The organism is Nocardia terrae, from assembly GCF_009760405.1.
Lineage (GTDB): Bacteria > Actinomycetota > Actinomycetes > Mycobacteriales > Mycobacteriaceae > Nocardia > Nocardia terrae.
In genome coordinates, this window is record NZ_WRPP01000004.1 from 314,584 (window position 1) to 333,590 (window position 19,007).

15 protein-coding genes and 1 tRNA gene are annotated in these 19,007 nt (G+C 69.3%); 12 read left to right on the forward strand and 4 right to left on the reverse strand.

The genetic code is table 11. The annotated features are described in order from the left end of the window. The first annotated feature begins 384 nt into the window (after window positions 1-384). Complete coding sequence (locus GPX89_RS21585) at window positions 385-2,199, forward strand: DUF4407 domain-containing protein (protein WP_157389437.1); 1,815 nt, start codon at window positions 385-387, stop codon at window positions 2,197-2,199. A gap of 62 nt (window positions 2,200-2,261) precedes the next feature. On the opposite strand, the gene GPX89_RS45940 is transcribed toward GPX89_RS21585, so the two are convergent. Together GPX89_RS45940 and GPX89_RS21595 are read right to left on the reverse strand one after the other, a co-directional pair. Next, window positions 2,262-2,708 (reverse strand): DUF4190 domain-containing protein, encoded by a 447-nt coding sequence (locus GPX89_RS45940; protein ID WP_198347532.1) that lies wholly within the window; start codon window positions 2,706-2,708, stop codon window positions 2,262-2,264. 82 nt (window positions 2,709-2,790) lie between these two features. After that, complete coding sequence (locus GPX89_RS21595) at window positions 2,791-4,401, reverse strand: MFS transporter (protein WP_157389438.1); 1,611 nt, start codon at window positions 4,399-4,401, stop codon at window positions 2,791-2,793. Window positions 4,402-4,481: 80 nt separating this feature from the next. Between GPX89_RS21595 and GPX89_RS21600 the strand changes: the two genes are divergently transcribed. The 5 genes from GPX89_RS21600 to GPX89_RS21620 all read left to right on the forward strand — a co-directional run bounded on the left by GPX89_RS21600 (window position 4,482) and on the right by GPX89_RS21620 (window position 9,391). Next, the gene (locus GPX89_RS21600) at window positions 4,482-5,054 is read left to right on the forward strand and encodes a TetR/AcrR family transcriptional regulator (RefSeq protein WP_328602142.1); all 573 of its coding nucleotides are present in this window, start codon (window positions 4,482-4,484) and stop codon (window positions 5,052-5,054) included. A 175-nt stretch (window positions 5,055-5,229) separates the two neighbouring features. After that, on the forward strand, window positions 5,230-6,012 hold the full coding sequence (locus tag GPX89_RS21605) for a hypothetical protein (RefSeq protein ID WP_157389439.1): 783 nt from the start codon (window positions 5,230-5,232) through the stop codon (window positions 6,010-6,012). Then, window positions 6,009-7,079, forward strand: coding sequence for a DUF4129 domain-containing protein (locus tag GPX89_RS21610; protein ID WP_235947740.1), 1,071 nt, complete (start codon window positions 6,009-6,011; stop codon window positions 7,077-7,079). The genes GPX89_RS21605 and GPX89_RS21610 overlap by 4 nt, the downstream gene beginning before the upstream one ends. 5 nt (window positions 7,080-7,084) lie before the next feature. Then, the gene (locus tag GPX89_RS21615) at window positions 7,085-8,092 is read left to right on the forward strand and encodes an AAA family ATPase (RefSeq protein WP_268893349.1); all 1,008 of its coding nucleotides are present in this window, start codon (window positions 7,085-7,087) and stop codon (window positions 8,090-8,092) included. 3 nt (window positions 8,093-8,095) lie between these two features. Continuing rightward, entirely contained in the window at window positions 8,096-9,391 is a 1,296-nt protein-coding gene (locus GPX89_RS21620) for a DUF58 domain-containing protein (protein ID WP_328602143.1), read from the forward strand. Here the strand turns inward: GPX89_RS21620 and GPX89_RS21625 are convergent. Beyond that, window positions 9,369-10,175: an RDD family protein gene (locus GPX89_RS21625; protein WP_157389441.1), complete on the reverse strand. Its 807-nt coding sequence runs from the start codon at window positions 10,173-10,175 to the stop codon at window positions 9,369-9,371. The genes GPX89_RS21620 and GPX89_RS21625 overlap by 23 nt on opposite strands. A gap of 74 nt (window positions 10,176-10,249) precedes the next feature. On the opposite strand from GPX89_RS21625, the gene GPX89_RS21630 reads away from it, so the two are divergent. Beyond that, window positions 10,250-11,281: a stage II sporulation protein M gene (locus tag GPX89_RS21630; protein WP_157389442.1), complete on the forward strand. Its 1,032-nt coding sequence runs from the start codon at window positions 10,250-10,252 to the stop codon at window positions 11,279-11,281. 713 nt (window positions 11,282-11,994) lie between these two features. Here GPX89_RS21630 and GPX89_RS21635 read toward each other — a convergent pair. Next, window positions 11,995-12,077, reverse strand: a tRNA-Leu gene (locus tag GPX89_RS21635). A 313-nt stretch (window positions 12,078-12,390) separates the two neighbouring features. On the opposite strand from GPX89_RS21635, the gene GPX89_RS21640 reads away from it, so the two are divergent. The 5 genes from GPX89_RS21640 to GPX89_RS21660 all read left to right on the forward strand — a co-directional run bounded on the left by GPX89_RS21640 (window position 12,391) and on the right by GPX89_RS21660 (window position 18,988). Further along, window positions 12,391-13,803 carry a DUF3662 and FHA domain-containing protein gene (locus GPX89_RS21640; RefSeq protein ID WP_157389443.1) on the forward strand — a complete coding sequence of 471 codons (1,413 nt, stop codon included), beginning with the start codon at window positions 12,391-12,393 and terminating at the stop codon, window positions 13,801-13,803. Window positions 13,804-14,032: 229 nt separating this feature from the next. Next, window positions 14,033-14,500: an FHA domain-containing protein FhaB/FipA gene (locus tag GPX89_RS21645; protein WP_040862589.1), complete on the forward strand. Its 468-nt coding sequence runs from the start codon at window positions 14,033-14,035 to the stop codon at window positions 14,498-14,500. Beyond that, window positions 14,497-16,008: a protein phosphatase 2C domain-containing protein gene (locus GPX89_RS21650; protein ID WP_328602144.1), complete on the forward strand. Its 1,512-nt coding sequence runs from the start codon at window positions 14,497-14,499 to the stop codon at window positions 16,006-16,008. Before GPX89_RS21645 ends, GPX89_RS21650 begins: the two co-directional genes overlap by 4 nt. After that, complete coding sequence (locus tag GPX89_RS21655; RefSeq protein WP_157389445.1) at window positions 16,008-17,516, forward strand: FtsW/RodA/SpoVE family cell cycle protein; 1,509 nt, start codon at window positions 16,008-16,010, stop codon at window positions 17,514-17,516. The genes GPX89_RS21650 and GPX89_RS21655 overlap by 1 nt, the downstream gene beginning before the upstream one ends. Next, window positions 17,513-18,988: a peptidoglycan D,D-transpeptidase FtsI family protein gene (locus GPX89_RS21660; protein WP_328602145.1), complete on the forward strand. Its 1,476-nt coding sequence runs from the start codon at window positions 17,513-17,515 to the stop codon at window positions 18,986-18,988. The genes GPX89_RS21655 and GPX89_RS21660 overlap by 4 nt, the downstream gene beginning before the upstream one ends. Window positions 18,989-19,007: the final 19 nt, after the last annotated feature.

Genomic DNA, 19,007 nt, shown 5'->3' on the forward strand with positions numbered 1-19,007 from the left:
AACCGGGCGTTAGGCGGCTAACTTTCCGGACAAGTTCCGTCGCCGTGGTGGCCGCCCGGGCGACATGGCCAGGCAACCTGCCGACCGTACGGAATTTTTCCTGAATGTGGGATTCAGCACACACCCAGCAAACCGTAAATCTGCCTTCCATCACCCATTTCGGCCATATTCGAGCCGGTCCGAGCGTGATCAACACCACGTCACACGCCCGAAACACGCCATTGTGAGCCTGGCCACATCCCAGCCGCCGCGGTCGATGGAACAGCTGTACGCCTGTCACGCTGAGACAACGAATCAGTGACGGTTCAGCTCGACAACACGGCGCCAAGCCAGTTCACTTGGGACCTGCCGAATCACTTGGGACTTAAAGGGATGTGAGTTCCCATGACGGAGAAAGCCGCCGGCCTCGGCGCGCTGTCGGTCTGGCTGGGCGGGGCACAGCCGCGGCTCACCGATCAGCACGAACGCGGGGGATACACGATCACCGGAGCGGTGGTGGCGCTGTTCGCCGCCACCTCGGGGGTGGTCACGGCCGTGGCCACGGGCGCCGCGAAATGGCCCATCATCGCCGTGGTGGCGGTCGCACTCATCGCCACCCTGCTGGTGGGAGCCATCGGCCGGGCACTGGCCACCGCCGCCACTCCGGATCGGCGGGAAGATCGCCGCGCCGTAGCCGAATTCGGCGGGCGCATCGCGGTGGCCGCGCTGACCGGTGTGGTGATCGCCGAATTGGCTTGCACCGTACTGTTCTCCGGCACCGTGAACCGGTCGCTCGACGAAACCGCCCAGCGGGCCGTGGAATCCGCGCCCGCCGTGGTCATCGCGCGCACCGACTTCGATCGGGCCAAGGCCGACCGCACCGCCCTCGACCAGCAGATCACCAAGGCGCAGAACGACGTCACCACCGCGCTGAAAATCGCGCGCTGCGAATACAACCCGAGCCAGGACTGCGCCGGCATCCCGACCACGGGCGTGCCCGGGCGCGGACCCGAGGAGCGCACCGCCAATCAGATGCTCGACGACGCGCGGACCCAATTGGCCACCGCGCAGGGCAAGGTGGACGGCCTCGACGCCAAGGTCACCGAGAAGGACAAGGCCCTCGCCGCCGCCCGCAAGGACGCCTACACCGAGGGCGATCGCGGGCTCGGGGCGCGCTGGGTGGCCATGAACGACTACACCACCGCGCATTTCGGGCCGTTGACGCTGCGCCTCGCGGTCGCCGTGCTCATGATCGTGCTGGCCCTGCTGCCGCTGCTGCTGCGCTGGTGGCGGGGCGAGACGTCCTTCGACCGCACCGTCGCGGTCCGCACCACCACCGACCGCATCGACCAGGCCGCCACCACCGCCATCGCCGTCCAACAGGCCGAGGTGCGGGTGGAGACCGAAAAGCTGCGCGCCGAACAACAACTCACCGCCGCGCGGCTGGCCGCGCACGCCGACACCGCCATCGACCGGGAACGGCAGCGCACCCGCATCATCGCCGCCATCGGCAATTTCGAGATCGGCATCACCGAGCCCGCGCAACGGGCCGTCGCCGAGTTCGACCAAGCCACCAGACCTGAACTTCCGGAGGGGATAGTGACCCAGTCGCCCAATCTGCCCGCCCAGCTCACCTCCGGGGCGCTGGCCCCGTTGCCGTCCGGCGGCGCGCTGGCGCCCATCGCCCCGGACGCCGCTCCGGTCCCCGTGCCCGCCCCGGCCGACAAGGGTGGCGGCCTGGAGCTTCCGATCATCGGCACCGTGCCGTTCACCGATACCGCCGCGCGCTGGATCCGGCCGCTGGTCCCGTCCTTCGTGGCCAATGCCATCGACACCGCCACCCACCCGCTGCGCACCGTGCGCCAGGCGTTCGAGGAGGCGGAGGAGATCACCTTCACGCTGCGCCGCACGCGCAAGGTGACCGTGGACTCGCACGACTCCGCGCAGCAACCGCAGCACCAGGCGTTCGCGCAGCCGCAGTACGGCTATCAGCTGCCGCCGGGTTCACCGCAGCACGTGCACGCCCAGCGGGTCGCGCACACCGTGGTGGATCAGCCCTATGCGCAGTACCCGTACACCGCACTCCCGCACGGACAGGCGGTCGAGCCGGGCTACCCGTTGCCTCCGGCCGCGCAGCAGGACGCCCTTGCCGCACGTCGCGCCTACGAGCTCGACCATCGCGCTCAGCGGGAGCTGCCCCCGGGCTCGGGATCGGAATAGTCCGCCCCGAAATGCATTACGGCCCGGGATGTTCCGTCGAACACCCGGGCCGTCGTCATTCTTTATCGATAGTGATGTGAGCCGCCGCTTCCAGCCGCGGCCAGCAGGCCGAGGTCGAGGATCCAGAACAGCGCCCATCCGGCGACGGTGAGGTAGCCCAGGATCAGGCCCGCCACCGCCTGGCCGCCGCCGCCCTCACCGGTGCGCTGAATCTGGCCCCGCGCCACATGCCCCAGCGGAATCGCCACCAGCGCGGTGATCCCACAGGTGATGAAGCTCAGAATCCCCAGCACCATGGAGGCCGTCGCCATGCCGTTGGTGCGTGGCTGCTGCACCATGAACATCGGGCCGGGCATCGGCGAATAGCCTTGCGGCGGCGCCCCATACGGTGCCGGATTGAATTGCGGAGCCGGGTACATCGCGGGCTGGAACCCCTGGTCGTATCCCGGCTGCTGCGATGGGTCGCCGGGCCCGTACTGGCCGTACGGGCCGAATTGAGGCTGTCCCACTGAATCCCCCTCTGAAGTTCGCTGGTCGACGGTTACGAATCGTATAGCCAATCGATCTTCGAAGGTCCGGTCGAGCAGCAGCTCAACGGCTTTCGGGTGTTCCGTTGTTCCTTCTCCACGGCTGTGCCTTCGCCACGGCAGCCGGCCGACGGGCGGCCCGGTAGGCGATGACCGCGGTCAGCAGCAGAATGGCCGCCGTGGAGGTGGCCGCCAGGTGGATGCCGCTGACGAAGGCGGAGTGCGCCGAGTTCAGCAGCTCACCGGCCGCGGGTTGCGGTAGGGCACGGGCGGTTTCGATGGCGCCGCCCAGCGATTCCCGCGCCGCGTCCGCGTGGGCGGACGGAACGTGCGACAGGTCCAGGCCGCCGCGGAAGGCCGCCATGACGGCACTGCCCAGGATCGCCACACCCAGGGCGACGCCCATTTCCATGGCCGTCTCCGAGATGGCGGCGGCATTGCCCGCGCGGGCCTCGGGCGCGGTGCTCACGATCATGTCCGACGACACCGTCAACGCCACGCCCTCGCCCAGTCCGATCAGCAGGAAGCCGACGATGAACGGGGTCACCGAACCCTGCGGGTCGGTGGGCAGCAGCCAGTAGAGGGTCGCGCCGATCGCGACCGTCACCAGTGAGCCCGCCAATACCGTTGCCGGACGCCGGAATCGGACCAGCCAGGCCGCGGCCAGCGCGCCCAGCATGGAGCCGACGGTGCCCGGAATCAGCAGCAGACCGGCCTCCAGCGGCGACTTGCCCAGCACCAGCTGCAGGTACTGCGAGCCGAAGAACAGCACGCCGGCCAGCGCGAACACCGACAGCAGGTTGGTGAACACCGCGGCCCGGAAGGCGGGCAGCCGGAACAGGTCCAGATCGATCAGCGGGGACGCGAGTCCGCGCTGGCGACGCACGAAGACCACACCCGAGGTCACGCCGACCGCGGCGATGAACACCAGGTTCAGGCTCGCGCCGTGGGCCGCGAACTCCTTGACCGCGTACACGATCGGGATCAGGGCCAGCATCGACAGCCCGGCGCTGATCAGGTCGAAGCGACCCGGGTTCGGGTCCCGCGACTCGGGCACCAGCACCGGGGCCAGCACCAGCAGCAGCGCCATGACCGGCAGGTTCACCAGGAATACCGAGCCCCACCAGAAGTGCTCGAGCATCCAGCCGCCCAGCAGCGGGCCGAAGGCCGCGCCCGAGGCGGCCATGGCGCCCCAGACCGAGATGGCGAGGGTGCGCTGGCGGGCGTCGGCGAACATGGACCGGATCAGGCCCAGGGTCGCGGGCATCAGGGTCGCACCGGCGACGCCCTGCAGAACCCGTGCGGCGATGAGCATTTCGGGGTTGATCGCCCAGGCGGCCAGCGCCGAGGCGGCGGCGAATCCGGCCGCGCCGATGAGCAGCAGGCGGCGGCGGCCGATGCGGTCGCCGAGGGTGCCCATGGTGACCAGCAGGCCGGCGAGCACGAACGAGTAGACGTCGATGATCCACAGCAGCTGCGGCGTGGTCGGCGCGAGGTCCGCGGTGATGGAGGGGACCGCCAGGTCGAGCACGGTGGCGTCGACCGCGATCAGCAGCAGCGCCAGCGCCAGCACGCCGAGCCCGGCCCAGTCGCGGGGCCGGGCCTTGGGTGCGCGGGTCGCGGCGGGCCGGTCGGTGAACGAAGTTCCGGAACGTGCGGTCGGTTGGGTGGCCATGAGCTTTCTCTCTCGAAGTTTTGAACCGTCCAGACGGTACAGTAGTAGTCTGAACCGTCCAGACGGTACAGTCAAGCCTCGTGACTCCCCGTGACCCCGCCGGCACCCGCGACCGGATCCTCGACGCGCTCGAGGCCCTGCTGCTCGACAAGGGCCTGTCCCAGGTGACCCTGGAGAACGTGGCCGCCACCGCGGGCGTCTCCAAGGGCGGGCTGCTCTATCACTTCAAGAGCAAGGACGCGCTGCTGGCCGGACTGCTCCGGCGGGTCGGCGAGCGGGCCGACCAGCAGGTGAGAACCGCGGTCGAGCAGGGCCGCTCGGTGGCCGAGTGGTATCTGCAGGCCCCGCATCCCGAGGACGACACCGACGCCGTCGAACTCGCGCTCTACCGCTCCATGCTGGCCGCCATGCGGACCATCGACGCACCCCGGGACACGGCGCAGGCCGAGACCGACCGCGCCCTGTCGGAGGTGCTGGGAGCGTGGAAGGTGGCTCTCGACAACGAGATCGACGATCCCGTGCGGGCCGAGATCGTGCGGCTGGTCGGCGACGGCGTCTACCTGCGCGCACTGCTGGGCATGCCGCCGATCGACCCCGAGCTCTATCGCCGGGTCGTGGCCCGACTGCTGGAAACCGACACACCGCGCGAATGACACCCGCCGCCCGGGGTGCGAAGTTCTCCGGCCCGGCGCACATCGGGCGACCGAACACGCTGGTCCGGATAGACTCGGGCGCGTGTTGCCGACCGCCGCCGACTCTGTCGGTTCGCCGACCGGCTCGGTGGGGGGACCGACTTCTACCGAACCGGTGGTCGTTCCGATTCGCCCGATGCAGTTCCGGGAACTGCTGGATCTGCCGTTCGCGCTGATCCAGGCCCGGATCAAGACCCTGGCGATGCTGCTCGGCGCGGCGGCCGCGGTGGCGTGCGGGGTGGCCGTCGCCGGAACCGCGCTGGCGGAGCTGGCCACGAACGCGTCCGACAGCGGAACCTTCTGGGGCGCAGTGCTGGTGACGCTGTGCTGCGTCTGGGCACTGCGCCTGTTCATTCGCGGCGTGACCGTGCCGATCGGGTTGTCCGTCGTGTACCGGCAACCGCTGAGCGGGCGAGGCGCGCTGCGGCGGTTGCGGTCCCATGCCGGTCCGCTGCTGGCGTATCAGGCGATGTACACGCTCATCGGGGTCGGAATCCTGGCCCTGGGCGCTCCCCTGATCATCACCGTCCCGTTCGCGGTGATCTGGCTGGCGTGGCTGCGCGGGCGGCGAAGCACGCTGGTGCCCCTCGTGTTCGACCAGTCCGCCGGCTACGGCGCGGTGGCGCGACGCGCGAAACTGCTTGCGGGCGGCACGGAATGGCAGCTGGTCGGGCTGTGGCTCTACCTGCGCGGGCTGCTGCTGGTGCTGTTCGTGCCGGTGGTGGCGCTGCCCTGGTTCATCTCCGATTTCTCCGGCACCCACCGCTGGGCGGTGACGGTGCTGATCATCACCGCGGTCCTGCTCATGGTGACCCTCGGCGAGCTGGTGGAATCCGCCACCCAGGTCGTGGTCTACGTCGACCGGCGCTGCCGTCGCGAAGCCTGGGACATTCCGGTGCCGACCGGGGGCGGGCGATGACCGAGACCGGCCGGATGCCCGGACCCGGCAGCACCGGCGCGGTCCCGCCCGAGCCCGCGCTGGGCCCCGCGGCCGCCCACCTGGCGGCGGCCGAGGACGCCGCCCGGCGCGGCGATTTCGGTGCGGCGCTGCGCGAGCGGTATCGCGCGGTCACCCGCGGGCTGGAACAACGCGGCATCCTCGAGGAGGAGCGGGCCCGGACCGCGCGGGAAACCGCGCGGGCCGCCACCGACGCCGTACCCGACGCGGTCGAACTCCCCTCGGCGGCACACAGTTTCGACGAGGTCGTCTACGGCGGCCGGTACGGGACCGAGGCCGAGTACCGGCAGCTCGAACAGGCGGACCGCTATTCGATCGCGCCGCCGCCCAAGGCCGGGCCGGTCGAGATCACCGAGCGGCGCAAGAGCAAGACGCGCAAGAGCGGGAACGCCGAGCGGAAGACCAGCCGGGAGCGGCCGGAACTGCCGGAGCTACTGCGGGATTGGCGGTTCTGGGCCGCGGTCGCGGCCATCCTGGTGATCGGGCTGCTGGTCTACGCGCTGACCCAGCTCGGACCCGCACCGTCGGTCCCGCATTCGCCGGATCTGCCGCCGCCACCGTCACACGCCCCGAACCCACCGCGGGATCGCCCGAACTTCGGTGCGGGCAGCGATTCCATCTTCCAGCGGCTGCCGCACTGGCTGGCCTTCGGCGGCCTGCAGTTCCTGATCGCCTGGGTCGCGGTGCTGTGGTGGCGGGGCCGGCGGCGGGGCGCGATCGTGCGTGAGCCGTTGCCGGTGGAGGCGCCGGCGCACGAACTCCTGGCCGGACAGGCCGGGCTGTACCGGAAATCCCGCGACCACGGACACGTGGCGGCCAAGCTGCGCGCGGCGGCGCTGCGACGGCTGCGGCCCGCGCTCGGCGTCACCGCCGACACCCCGGCGGAGCTGGTGACCGCGGCCGTGAGCGCCCGGACCGGCTCGGATCCGGCTGTCATTCGCGCCGCCCTCTACGACCCGGTCACCGATCGGGGCACCTTGGAACTCGTGGCCGCACAACTCGAATGGATCGAAGCGGAGGTCTTGTGACCGATCTGACCCAGAAGACCGATCTGGCGAAGGGCGTGGAGGACGCGATCCCCGCGCCCACCGCGCAGGACGCGCAACAGGCGCTGCTGGCCCTGCGCGCCGAGATCGGCAAGGCGGTCGTCGGCAACGACCACGCCGTCATGTTCCTGGTGCTCGCCCTGCTCTGCCGCGGCCATGTGCTGCTGGAAGGCGTTCCGGGCGTGGCCAAGACGCTGCTGGTGCGGGCGCTGGCCACGGCCCTGGATCTGGAGCACGCCCGCATCCAGTTCACCCCCGACCTGATGCCCGGCGATGTCACCGGCTCCCAGATCTACGACCCGCACTCGGCCGAGTTCACCTTCCGGCGCGGTCCGGTGTTCACCAACCTGCTGCTGGCCGACGAGATCAACCGCACCCCGCCGAAGACGCAGTCGGCGCTGCTGGAATCCATGGAGGAGCGCCAGGTTTCGGTGGACGGCGTGCCGCAGCCGCTGCCGGATCCGTTCGTGGTGGTCGCCACCCAGAACCCGATCGAGCAGGAGGGCACCTATCCGCTGCCGGAGGCGCAGCTGGACCGGTTCCTGTTCAAGGTCGACGTCCAATTGCCCGGGCGCGATGACGAATTCCGCATTCTGCAGCGCCACGCCGCCGGTTTCGATCCGCGCGATCTGAACGCGGCCGGATTGCGGCCGGTGGCGAACGCCGCACACCTGGCCGCCGCCCGCGCGGCGGTCGCCCAGGTGACGATCAGCCCCGAGGTGCTGGCCTACACGGTGGACATCTGCCGGGCCACGCGCACCTCCCCCGCCGTCGCGCACGGCGCGTCCACCCGCGGCGCGACCGCGCTCATGGCCGCCGCCCGCGCCTTCGCCTGGCTGAACGGGCGCGCCTACGTCACCCCCGACGATGTGAAAGCCGTTGCGACGGCGGTCCTCCGGCACCGGCTGCACCTGCGGCCCGAGCACGAGGTGGAGGGCGTCACCGCCGAGGGCGTCATGGCCTCGCTGCTGATGTCCGTCCCGGTTCCGGTGTAGGCCGTGGTCGTCACCGGCCGGCTGGCCGCCGCGGCGGTGCTCGCGGCCCTGTTCGTCACGCTGGTGCTGCCGTCGTGGCTCGGCGTGCTGATCGCCACCCTGCTGCTGGCCGCCCTGATCGCCGCGGACCTGCTCGCACTGGGTTCGCCGGGCGCGCTGGAACTTTCGCGGGACCCGATCACCACCGTGCGCACCGGCCGCAGCATCGAGGTGGAGCTCGCGGTGCTCAATGCCGGTACCCGCCCCGTGCGTGGCACGCTGTGGGACGACTGGCCGCCGAGCGCGCACGCCCGCCATCGGACCCACGCGCTGAACCTGCCGCCCAACACCAGGATTCGCCTGCACACCGAGCTGACGCCGGAGTATCACGGCGACCGCGTCGCCGGTCCGGTGACGCTGCGGCTGCTCGGCCCGCTGGGCATGGCCGGACGCCAGGTGCGCCGCGAGGTCCCCGCCCGGCTGCGCGCGCTGCCACCGTTCCGCAGTGAGCGGCTGCTGCCCTCCAAGGTCAAGCAGTTGCAGCATCTGGAGGGCCGCAACACCACCACCACTCGCGGCCAGGGCACCGAATTCGATTCTTTCCGTGAGTATGTGGCGGGTGACGACGTACGCACCATCGACTGGCGCGCCACCGCCCGCGCGAATGACGTCCTGGTGCGCACCTGGCGGCCCGAACGCAACCGGCACGTGGTGATGCTGCTGGACACCGGCCGGGTGAGCGCGGGCCGGGTGGGTGAGGGCACCCGCCTGGACGCGACCATCGAAGCGGCCCTGCTGCTGGGCGGCCTGGCCGCCGCGGGCGGCGATTCGGTGGACCTGCTGGCCTATGACCGCCGCGTTCGCACCGAGGTGCGCGGCGTCGGCGGAAAACGCCTGCAGGTCAAGCTCATGCACGCGCTGGCCGGGCTCACCCCCGAACTGGTCGACACCGACTATCAGGGCGTATTGCGCGCCACCCTGCAGCGCGCCCGCCGCCGCAGCCTGGTCGTCTGGTTCACCCACCTCGACGCCGCCACCGTGCAGGAGGGCCTGCTCCCGGTGCTCCCGGTGCTGGCCGAACGGCACCGGGTACTGGTGGTCTCGGTGACCGATCCGGAGGTCGCGGCGGCCGCCACGCGCCGGTCCGGACTCGACGATCTCTATGCCGCGGCCGCCGCCGAGAATGTCATCGCCGAGCACACCGTGGCCCGGGAAACCCTGCGCCGCACCGGCGTCCGCGTCATCGCCGCGGCGCCCGGCCAACTGCCCGAGGCGCTGGCCGACGAATACCTGGAACTCAAGCGGACCGGAGCGCTGTAGCGGGCTGCGCCGCCGGGTACCGCACGATCGGCCGCATCGGCGGCGGCGGGATCTCCCGCCGCTGCCGCTCGGCCAGCACCGCGCCCAGAATGTGCAGCGGCGGATAGCCGTTCGGCGGCGCTGTGCGCAGCGCCGCGCACACCGTGATCACCAGCGCCCGCCCCAACTGATCCTGCACCTCGGGGGTCAAAGTCCGAAACCTCAACAGGTACTTGCGCATCGACAGCGCCAGCTCGTCGGGAAGGCCGGACAGATCGAGCTGCCGCGCCCAGCCCGCCAGCCACGGCGGCGGTGCGGCCAGCGCCGCGAAGGGCAACGGGCTGCGGTCGTACACGACCACCGTCCCCGCCAGTGCGTCCCCGATCCGCCTGCCCTGCGGCGAGCACATCGACACCACGATGGCGATCAGCCCGGTGCCCAGCATCCAGAAGTCCACGATGCCCGACAGGCCCCGCGTCACTGCGTGCCGGAAGTCGATGGGTCCGCCGTCGGCGCGCACCACGCGCAGCCCGAGGGCCATCTTCCCCACCGAGCGCCCGCGCGAAAACGTCTCGAACAGCACGGGATACCCGATCATGGCGCTCACCAGGGCCACCACACCGGCGGCGTCGGCCCACGCCTCGTCCGCGTCCGCCCACGCCAGCAGCGCCATGAACAGCACCCCGAGCAGAATCCCCAGGATGATCTGAAGAAGCAGATCGAGCATGAACGCCGCGGCCCGGGTCGGAATCCGGGCGATCGGAAGTTCGACGGCTACCGCCTCGCCTGTGGTGAACAGTGCCATGAGGGTCGTCTTCCTCCGCCGGGTGAGATCGCGATGGTTAGCATTCTGTCAGCGCTAGCGCAGGAGGGGTACTCATGGATCTGGACGCCTACACCTTCGTACACAAGCCCTCCTGGGATCGGCTGGATCAGCTGGCCTCCCGTGGCAAGCGGCTCAGCGGTGCCGAGGCCGACGAGTTGGTCCGGCGGTACCGCCTGGCGTCGCAGCAGTTGGCCCGGTTGCAGACCCGGGAGGCCGATCCCGAGCTCATCGCCGGTCTCTCGGCGGTGCTGACCCGGGCGCGGGGTCGCATACTGAGCGCCCGCATCGACACCCTGCGCGAGATCGGCTACTTCTTCAGCCACCGCTTCCCCGCCGCGGTGTACCGCGCTTGGCCCTGGTGGCTGTCGGTGGCGACGGTGTTCCTGCTCGGCTCGGCCGCACTGGCCGCGTGGGTGGCCAACTCGGCGGCGGCGCGCCGGCATCTCGGACTGGACACGGATACAGATGCCTTGACGCGCCCCGGTGGCGAATTCGAGACCTACTACTACGAGCACTCGCACGACGCCTTCGCCGCGAAGGTGTGGACCAACAACGCGTGGGTGTCGGCGATGGCGCTGTTCCTCGGGGTGCTCATGCTGCCGGTGGTGTACCTGCTGTTCATGAACGCGTTGAACCTGGGGGTCAGCGCCGGGCTGATGGCCGAGGCGGGCCGGTTGGGCCCGTTCTTCGGCTGGCTGCTGCCGCACGGAATGCTGGAGCTCACAGCCATTTTCGTGGCCGGCGGGGCCGGTCTGAAGCTGGGCTGGACGCTGATCGATCCGGGTCGGGAGAGCCGGCCCAAGGCGCTGGCGCGGCAGGGCCGGGCGACGGCGGTGATCGCGCTCGGGCTGGTGGGCGTGCTGCTGGTTTCCGGCTTCCTGGAGGGTTTCGTGACGCCCAGCGGACTGCCCACCGCCCTGCGGGTCGGGATCGGGGCGCTGGCCGAACTCGGCTTCCTGGCCTACGTCTTCGGCCGGGGCAGAGTGGCGGTGCGGGAGCTGGAGGCGGGGATCGGCCCGGAGCACATCACGGGCTATTCGATCGAGAAGGGTCCGGAAGCGGTTGTGGGAGTGGCGACTTCGTAGTCGCGGAAACCTCCGGATTGATTTCCACTGGCCGCAGCGAGTCCGGCTCAGCTGCGGCCAGCGTTGCCGATGACTCTACACAATCGTTATGGCTACGCAACCTCCGACTTGCGCGCCGGGCGTATAACGCGACCAGGCGAAATGCCGCTTCCCCGTGGGGAACCCGGCAAGATCGCTAATTCCGGGCATCCGCTTTGCGGACGGTCTGCGGAGGGTCCCGAAACTATCCCCGCGGTCGCGTTTCCGAACTCGTTTCAACCCCTCGCACGCGATGCGTTCGGATCCCGGCCGGAAGGTTTGCCAAAAACACGCAAGTTTTCCGCTAACCATCGGTTCAACCCACGTTAAGCTGGCGTTTCGCCCCAGCTCAGGCCGATTGCCCAGCCATCGCCGCCGGTCAAACAAACTCAAAGTTTGTTTACTCCGGCTTTCGCTAAATGATCATCAGGCAATGGCCGCTAGTAATCGGTCGCATACCCGAGACGGCATCTTCCGGCAAACGATTTTCACGCCTCCGAGGCCCCGAAATCGCCCTCCGGCAACGCCTTCCGCGACCCGCCCCCGACAGGGTGTGCGATCTTCATCACATCCGCGCCGACCCGGGAACTCCCGGCCCGACCGAGCGGAAGCGCCGCCCGGACCGACAGACACGCGCGAACCGGCGGACAAAAAGAAGAAGGCCCCCGATCCGTTTGGATCGGGGGCCTTCCCAGTGGGCGAGGGGGGACTTGAACCCCCACGTCCTTACGGACACTGGCACCTGAAGCCAGCGCGTCTGCCATTCCGCCACTCGCCCGAGCGACGGGAAGAAACGTATCACGAGGTTTGCGCCAAAACGAAATCGCCTGGTTATCGGGGGTCAGCGAGCGATGCCGTGATGTAGCGCGGCAGCGCGGGACTCGTCCGGGGACACGGGAACCTGGGCTTGCCGCCAAGAGTTACAGGTGTGGACGATCGTGGATATCATGCAATCACCGTGTCCATGCGGCGACACGCCATGTCCGCGTGTTGCTTTATAGGACGCACCGCGCGCACTACGGCAGGTCAACACACATGACACGACACACGCTCCCCCGCGGGAGTGTCTGGACCCGAGAAGGGAGGGGGCTATGGGGATCGTTTCCCGATTCGAACGCCGTCTCCAGGGGGCCGTGGGAGATGTCTTCGCCCGCGCCTTCGGCGGGAGTGTCGTGCCACAGGAGGTCGAGGCCGCGCTGCAGCGTGAGGCCGGCGACCACATCCAGGATCTCGGCGGGGGCCATCTCCTGGCTCCCAACAGCTATGTCATCACCATCAACGAGTCCGATCTGCGGCAACTCGTCCAGGGTGAGGGACAGCCGGATCGCGATCTCGCCGCGCAGGATTACGAGCTCACCAAGCGTGCATTCGCCAAACATCTACAGGACTACATCCGCGAGCAAGGGTGGCAGACCTACGGCGAAGTGCACGTGGAGTTCGAGGCATCCCCTACGCTGCACACCGGACAGTTCAGGACACGCGGCCGGGTCGATCCCGACGCGGGTGGGCGGGCAGGCCCGTCACCGGGTGCTGAACGCCCACAACGACCCAACCCGCAACCAGGAGCTGGCCCCATGACGCAGAACTCAGGCTACGACCCAAGCCGTGAGCCCGCGGAGTCCGATCCGCGGAACCGCGGGTACGCGCCCCCGCCTGCGGGCCGCCAAGGTCAGCAGGGTTACGGCGAATACGGCCGCGGCGGTCAGCAGGGCTACGAGCAGGGCGGCTACGGCCAGTCCGAGCAGGGCTACGGCGAGTACCAGAACGGCTACGACTACAACCAGCAGGGCGGCGGTTACGGCGGCCAGCAGGGCGGCTACGCCGAACAGGGCTACGGCCACGGCCAGCAGCAGGGCTACGGCCAGTCCGAGCAGGCGTACGGCCAGCAGGGCTATGCCGAGCAGGGCTACGGCCAGCAGCAGGGCTACGAGCAGGGCTACGGCCAGCAGGGCGGCGGCTACGCCGAACAGGGCTATGCCGAACAGGGTTACGGCCAGCAGCAGGGCTACGGCCAGCAGGGCTACGCCGAACAGGGCTACGGCCAGCAGGGGTACGCCGAACAGGGCTACGGCCAGCAGCAGGGCTACGGCCAGCAGGGCTACGACCAGTACGCGGATCAGGCCGGCTACGGCGACGACCAGGGGTACGGCCAGCAGCAGGGCTACGGCCAGCAGCCGGCGGGGTACGGCGCGGCGCCGGCGGCGCGCGGCGGCTCGAGCTACTCGGCCACGCTGCAGCTGGATGACGGCTCCGGCCGCACCTACCAGTTGCGCGAGGGCAGCAACATCATCGGCCGCGGCCAGGACGCGCACTTCCGTTTGCCGGATACCGGAGTTTCCCGGCGGCACATCGAAGTTCGCTGGGACGGCCAGACCGCGATGCTCTCGGACCTCGGTTCGACCAATGGCACGCTGGTCAACGGGTCACCCGTCCAGGATTGGCAGCTGGCCGACGGGGATGTGATCCGCGCCGGACATTCCGAGATCCTGATCCGGATCGTCTGATCCCGTAAGCTCGCGGTGCAGGTCACGATATGGCTGGGAATTCCTCGGTCGTATCGTGATCGCAACCGGTCGTCGGCCCTATGATGCTGCCAATACTCGCGGCGGACTCTGGCCGCGCTAACCAGCAACGCACCAACGCTGACCAGCAACACACCGGTTGGGGGTCACGGAGCCATACCTCCGTAACTTGCCCGTACCTACGACACGGTCGAACAGGAGGTGGAGCACCGTGCAGGGACTGATCCTGCAATTGACCCGTGCGGGGTTCCTGCTGCTGCTGTGGCTGTTCGTGTGGGCGGTGCTCCGGACCCTGCGCAGCGATATCTACGCGGCTTCCGGCCTTCGGGTCGCGCCTCGGGCCGCAGGCGGTTCCGCGGTGCTCCCATCTTTTCGCCGGGGCCAGAAGGGCGCCAAATATCTCGTGGTGACTCAGGGTTCTCTCGCCGGCACCCGTATCTCGCTCGGCACGCAGCCGGTGCTGATCGGGCGGGCCGACGACTCCACACTGGTTCTCACCGACGACTACGCCTCCACCCGCCACGCGCGCTTGTCTCCGCGCGGTGAGGATTGGTACGTCGAGGATCTCGGTTCCACCAACGGGACCTACCTCGACCGGTCGAAGGTCACCACTCCGGTCCGAGTTCCGCTCGGCACCCCTGTCCGTGTCGGTAAGACAGTGATCGAGCTGCGATCGTGACACTTGTTCTCCGCTACGCTGCACGTAGCGACCGTGGTCTCGTCCGAGCCAATAACGAGGACTCCGTTTACGCAGGTGCGCGACTGCTCGCGCTCGCGGACGGCATGGGCGGCCACGCCGCCGGTGAGGTCGCCTCGCAACTGATGATCGCCGCCCTGGCGCATCTGGACGACGACGAGCCCGGCGACGATCTGCTCGGCAAGCTCAATCGTGCTGTGCACGAAGGCAATGCCGCCATCGCCGACCAGGTCGAGGAGGAGCCGGAACTCGACGGCATGGGCACCACGCTCACCGCCATCCTGTTCGCCGGGCGCAAACTCGGCCTCGCGCACATCGGCGACTCCCGCGCCTACATGCTCCGAGGCGGTGAACTGGCCCAGATCACCCGCGACGACACCTTCGTGCAGTCGCTGGTGGACGAGGGACGGATCACCCCGGAGCAGGCCCACACTCATCCCCAGCGCTCGCTGATCATGCGGGCGCTCACCGGCAACGAGATCGACCCCACCCTGGTGGTGCGCGAGGCCCGGGCCGGAGACCGGTATCTGCTCTGCTCCGACGGCCTCTCGGACGTGGTGAGCGACGAGACCATCGCCAACACCCTGCGCGAGGGCACCACCGACGAGTCGGCGGACCGGCTCATCGAATTGGCCCTGCGCAGCGGCGGTCCCGACAACGTGACCGTGGTGGTCGCCGACGTGATCGATCTCGATTACGGGCAGAGCCATCCGATCGTGGCGGGCGCGGCCTCCGGCGAGGACGAGGACACTCCCGCTCCCAACACCGCCGCGGGCCGGGCCGCCGCCCTGCGCCCGCCGCGCGCGACCCCGCGCCGCGCGGTCGCGCAGCCCGAACCCGAACCGCCCAAGAAGAGCCACAAACTGCGCTGGCTGGCGCTGTCGCTGGCGCTGCTGGTGGCGGTGGGCGCGGGTCTCACCGTGGGCTACAACATGATTCGCAGCAACTACTACGTCGGCGTGGACGGCGAGAAGGTGGTCGTGCTGCGCGGCCTGCCCGGTTCGGTGCTGGGCTACTCGATCCGCGATGTGGATCAGGTCGGATGTGTCACGCGCACCGGTGAATTGACGCTGGCCGGCTCGAGCTCCGGCTTTCCCTCCGGCTGTGTGCAGCTGACCCGCAGCGATCTGCGTCCCAGCGGCCGCGACTCGGTCGACAAGGGCCTGCCGCCGGGGTCGCGCGACGACGCCGTCAAGCAGATCCGCAATCTCGTGCAGTCCGAACTGCTGCCGCCCTGTGAGAAGGCGCAGCCCACGCCGACTCCGAACCCCACTCCGCCGCCTTCGGACTCCAACCAGCCGAACGCGCCCGTCACCACGACTCCGGCCGCGCCGACCACCACCCCCGCCGCGCCCGGCGGGCTCACCGGCGGTGAGCGCACCGGCGACACCCACACGCTGGAACCGCACAAGTCCGACCAGCCGACCGCTCCTGTCACCACCACCACGGCACCGCAGACCCCGGGGCAGAACTGCAGGATGGCGGACTGATGTCCGCACCGGCACCGCCGTCCACTGGGGCCTTCCCCAGTCCACCCGGCGGATTCGCTCCTGCGCCGCCGCCCGCCACCCGGCGCAATGTCGAGTTGCTGTTGCTCGGGCTGGCGGCCGTCATCACCACGGTGTCGCTGGTGCTGGTGGAGGCCAGTCAGGAGCAGGCGATCACCTGGGAGATCGCCAAACTCGGTGCCGCGTACCTGGCTCTGTTCGGCGTCGCGCATCTGGCGGTACGCCGATTCGCGGCCTTCGCGGATCCGCTCCTACTACCGATCGCGGCGCTGCTGAACGGGTTGGGGCTGGTGATCATTCACCGCGTCGACCTAGCGCAGGCCCAGGATGCCGCCTTCGCCTCCCTGCCCATCCCCTCCCCCGACGCCAACCAGCAGGTGCTGTGGACGGGGCTGGGGATGGTGGTCTTCATGGGGTTGTTGATCGTGCTGCGCGACTACCGCAGCCTGGCCCGCTACGCCTACACCCTCGGCCTGATCGGTCTGATCGCGCTGGCGCTGCCCGCGCTGCTGCCGGACCGGTACTCCATGGTCAACGGCGCGAAGATCTGGATTCGCCTGCCCGGCTTCAGTGTTCAGCCGGGCGAGTTCGCCAAGATCGCGCTGATCGTGTTCTTCGCCGGTGTGCTGGTGTCCAAGCGCGACTTGTTCACGGGCGCGGGCAAGCACGTGTTCGGCATGGAACTGCCACGGCTGCGCGACATGGGACCGGTGCTGCTGGTGTGGGCGGTGTCGGTGGGCGTGCTGGTGGTGGAGAAGGATCTCGGCACCTCGCTGCTGATCTTCTGCACCGTGCTGTGCATGCTCTACATCGCCACCGAGCGAGTCGGCTGGGTGGCGGTCGGCGCGATGCTGCTGGCGATCGGATTCGTGTTCGCCTACAACGCCTTCGGGCACGTGCGGGTGCGCGTGGCGACCTGGCTGCATCCCTTCGCCGACTACTCCAACACCGGCTATCAGATCTCGCAGTCGCTGTTCGGGCTGGCCACCGGCGGCCTGGCCGGGACCGGGCTGGGCAGCGGACGGCCCTCGCAGGTGCCGTTCGCCAAGACCGACTTCATCATTTCCGCCATCGGTGAGGAGCTCGGCCTGATCGGGCTGACCGCCATCCTGATGTTGTTCTGCGTGTTCACCATTCGCGGCATCCGGACCGCGCTGGCCATCCGCGACAGCTTCGGCAAGCTGCTGGCCGCGGGCCTGGCCTTCACGATCGCCATCCAGGTGTTCGTGGTGGTCGGCGGCGTCACCAAGCTGATTCCGCTGACCGGTCTCACCACGCCGTTCATGTCCTACGGCGGTTCCTCGCTGCTGGCCAACTACATTCTGCTGGGGCTGCTGATCAAGATTTCCGACGCCGCCCGGCGACCGGCCCCGGCGCGCAAGCGGGCCGAGCCGATCGCGGACGCGTCGACACAACTGCTGCGCAAGGTGGATTCGGAGACAGCCCGCGTGAACACGCCGCGGCCCAAGGTGGAGGGGGGTGCCGCGTGAACACACCTCTGCGCCGGGTCGCACTCGCGGTCATGGTGATGATCGTCGCGCTGCTGGCCAATGCCACCTATGTGCAGGTGTTCAAGGCCGACAGCCTGCGCAACGATCCCCGCAATGTGCGAGTCCTGCTGGACGAGTACGCGCGTCAGCGCGGCCAGATCTCCGCCTCGGGCACCGTGCTGGCCAGTTCGGTGGCCACCGACGACCGCTACAAGTACCTGCGCACCTACCCGACCGATCCGCTGGCCTACGCGCCCGCCACCGGCTACTACTCGATGCAGTACGGCAGCAACGGGCTCGAGCACGCCGAGGACTCGGTGCTGAACGGTTCGGACAACAGCCTTTTCGGCCGCCGGCTCATCGACATGATCTCCGGCCGGGATCCGCGCGGCGGCAATGTGGTGACCACCCTCAACCCGGTCATGCAGAAGGTCGCCTACGACCAGCTGACCGCCAAGAACCTGACCGGCTCGGTGGTGGCCATCGAGCCCAGCACCGGCCGCATCCTGACCATGGTGTCCACGCCGTCCTACGACCCGAACCTGCTGGCCGGGCACGATGGCGCGGCCACCCAGAAGACCTGGGAGCAGCTGCAGCAGGATCCGCGTCAGCCCATGCTGAATCGCGCGGTCTCGCAGACGTATCCGCCGGGCTCCACCTTCAAGGTGATCGTGACCGCGGCCGCGCTGTCCAACGGCATCGCCAAGCCCGATGACCAGTTCACCGCCGCGCCGCGCATCACGTTGCCGGACACCGCCACCACGCTGGAGAATTACAACGGCAGCCACTGCGGGCCGGGCGATGCCCAAACCGCTTCTCTCACCGACGCTTTCAAGTACTCGTGTAACACGGCGTTCGCAGAGCTCGGTATGAAGGTGGGCGCCGCCAAACTCAAGGACGAGGCCAACGCGTTCGGCATCGGAACCCAGCATCCGAATATTCCGATCCCGTGGGCGGACAGCACCGTCGGCACCATTCCCGACAGTGCGGCCATGGCCCAGTCCAGCATCGGGCAGCGCGATGTCGCGCTCACCCCGCTGGACAACGCGGTCGTGGCGGCCACCATCGCCAATGGCGGCGTGCGGATGAAGCCGTACCTGGTGGATCAGTTGCAGGCGCCCGACCTGAGCACACTGGAGACCACCAAGCCGACCTCGGTCGGCCAGGCGGTCACCCCGCAGGTGGCCACCCAGGTCACCAATCTGATGCTGGAATCGGAGAAGAACACGCAGGGAGGGACGCAACCCCGCTCGTACCAGATCGCGTCCAAGACCGGCACCGCCGAGCACGGCAACGATCCGCGCAACACCCCGCCGCACGCCTGGTACATCGCCTTCGCGCCGGCGCAGAACCCGAAGATCGCGATCGCGGTGATCGTGGAGAACGGTGGCGATCGGGCGCTGGCCGCCACCGGTGGTTCGGTGGCCGCGCCGATCGCGCGGGCGGTGCTGGACGCCGGGCTGGGGGGCTGAACGACATGAAAGTGCAAGG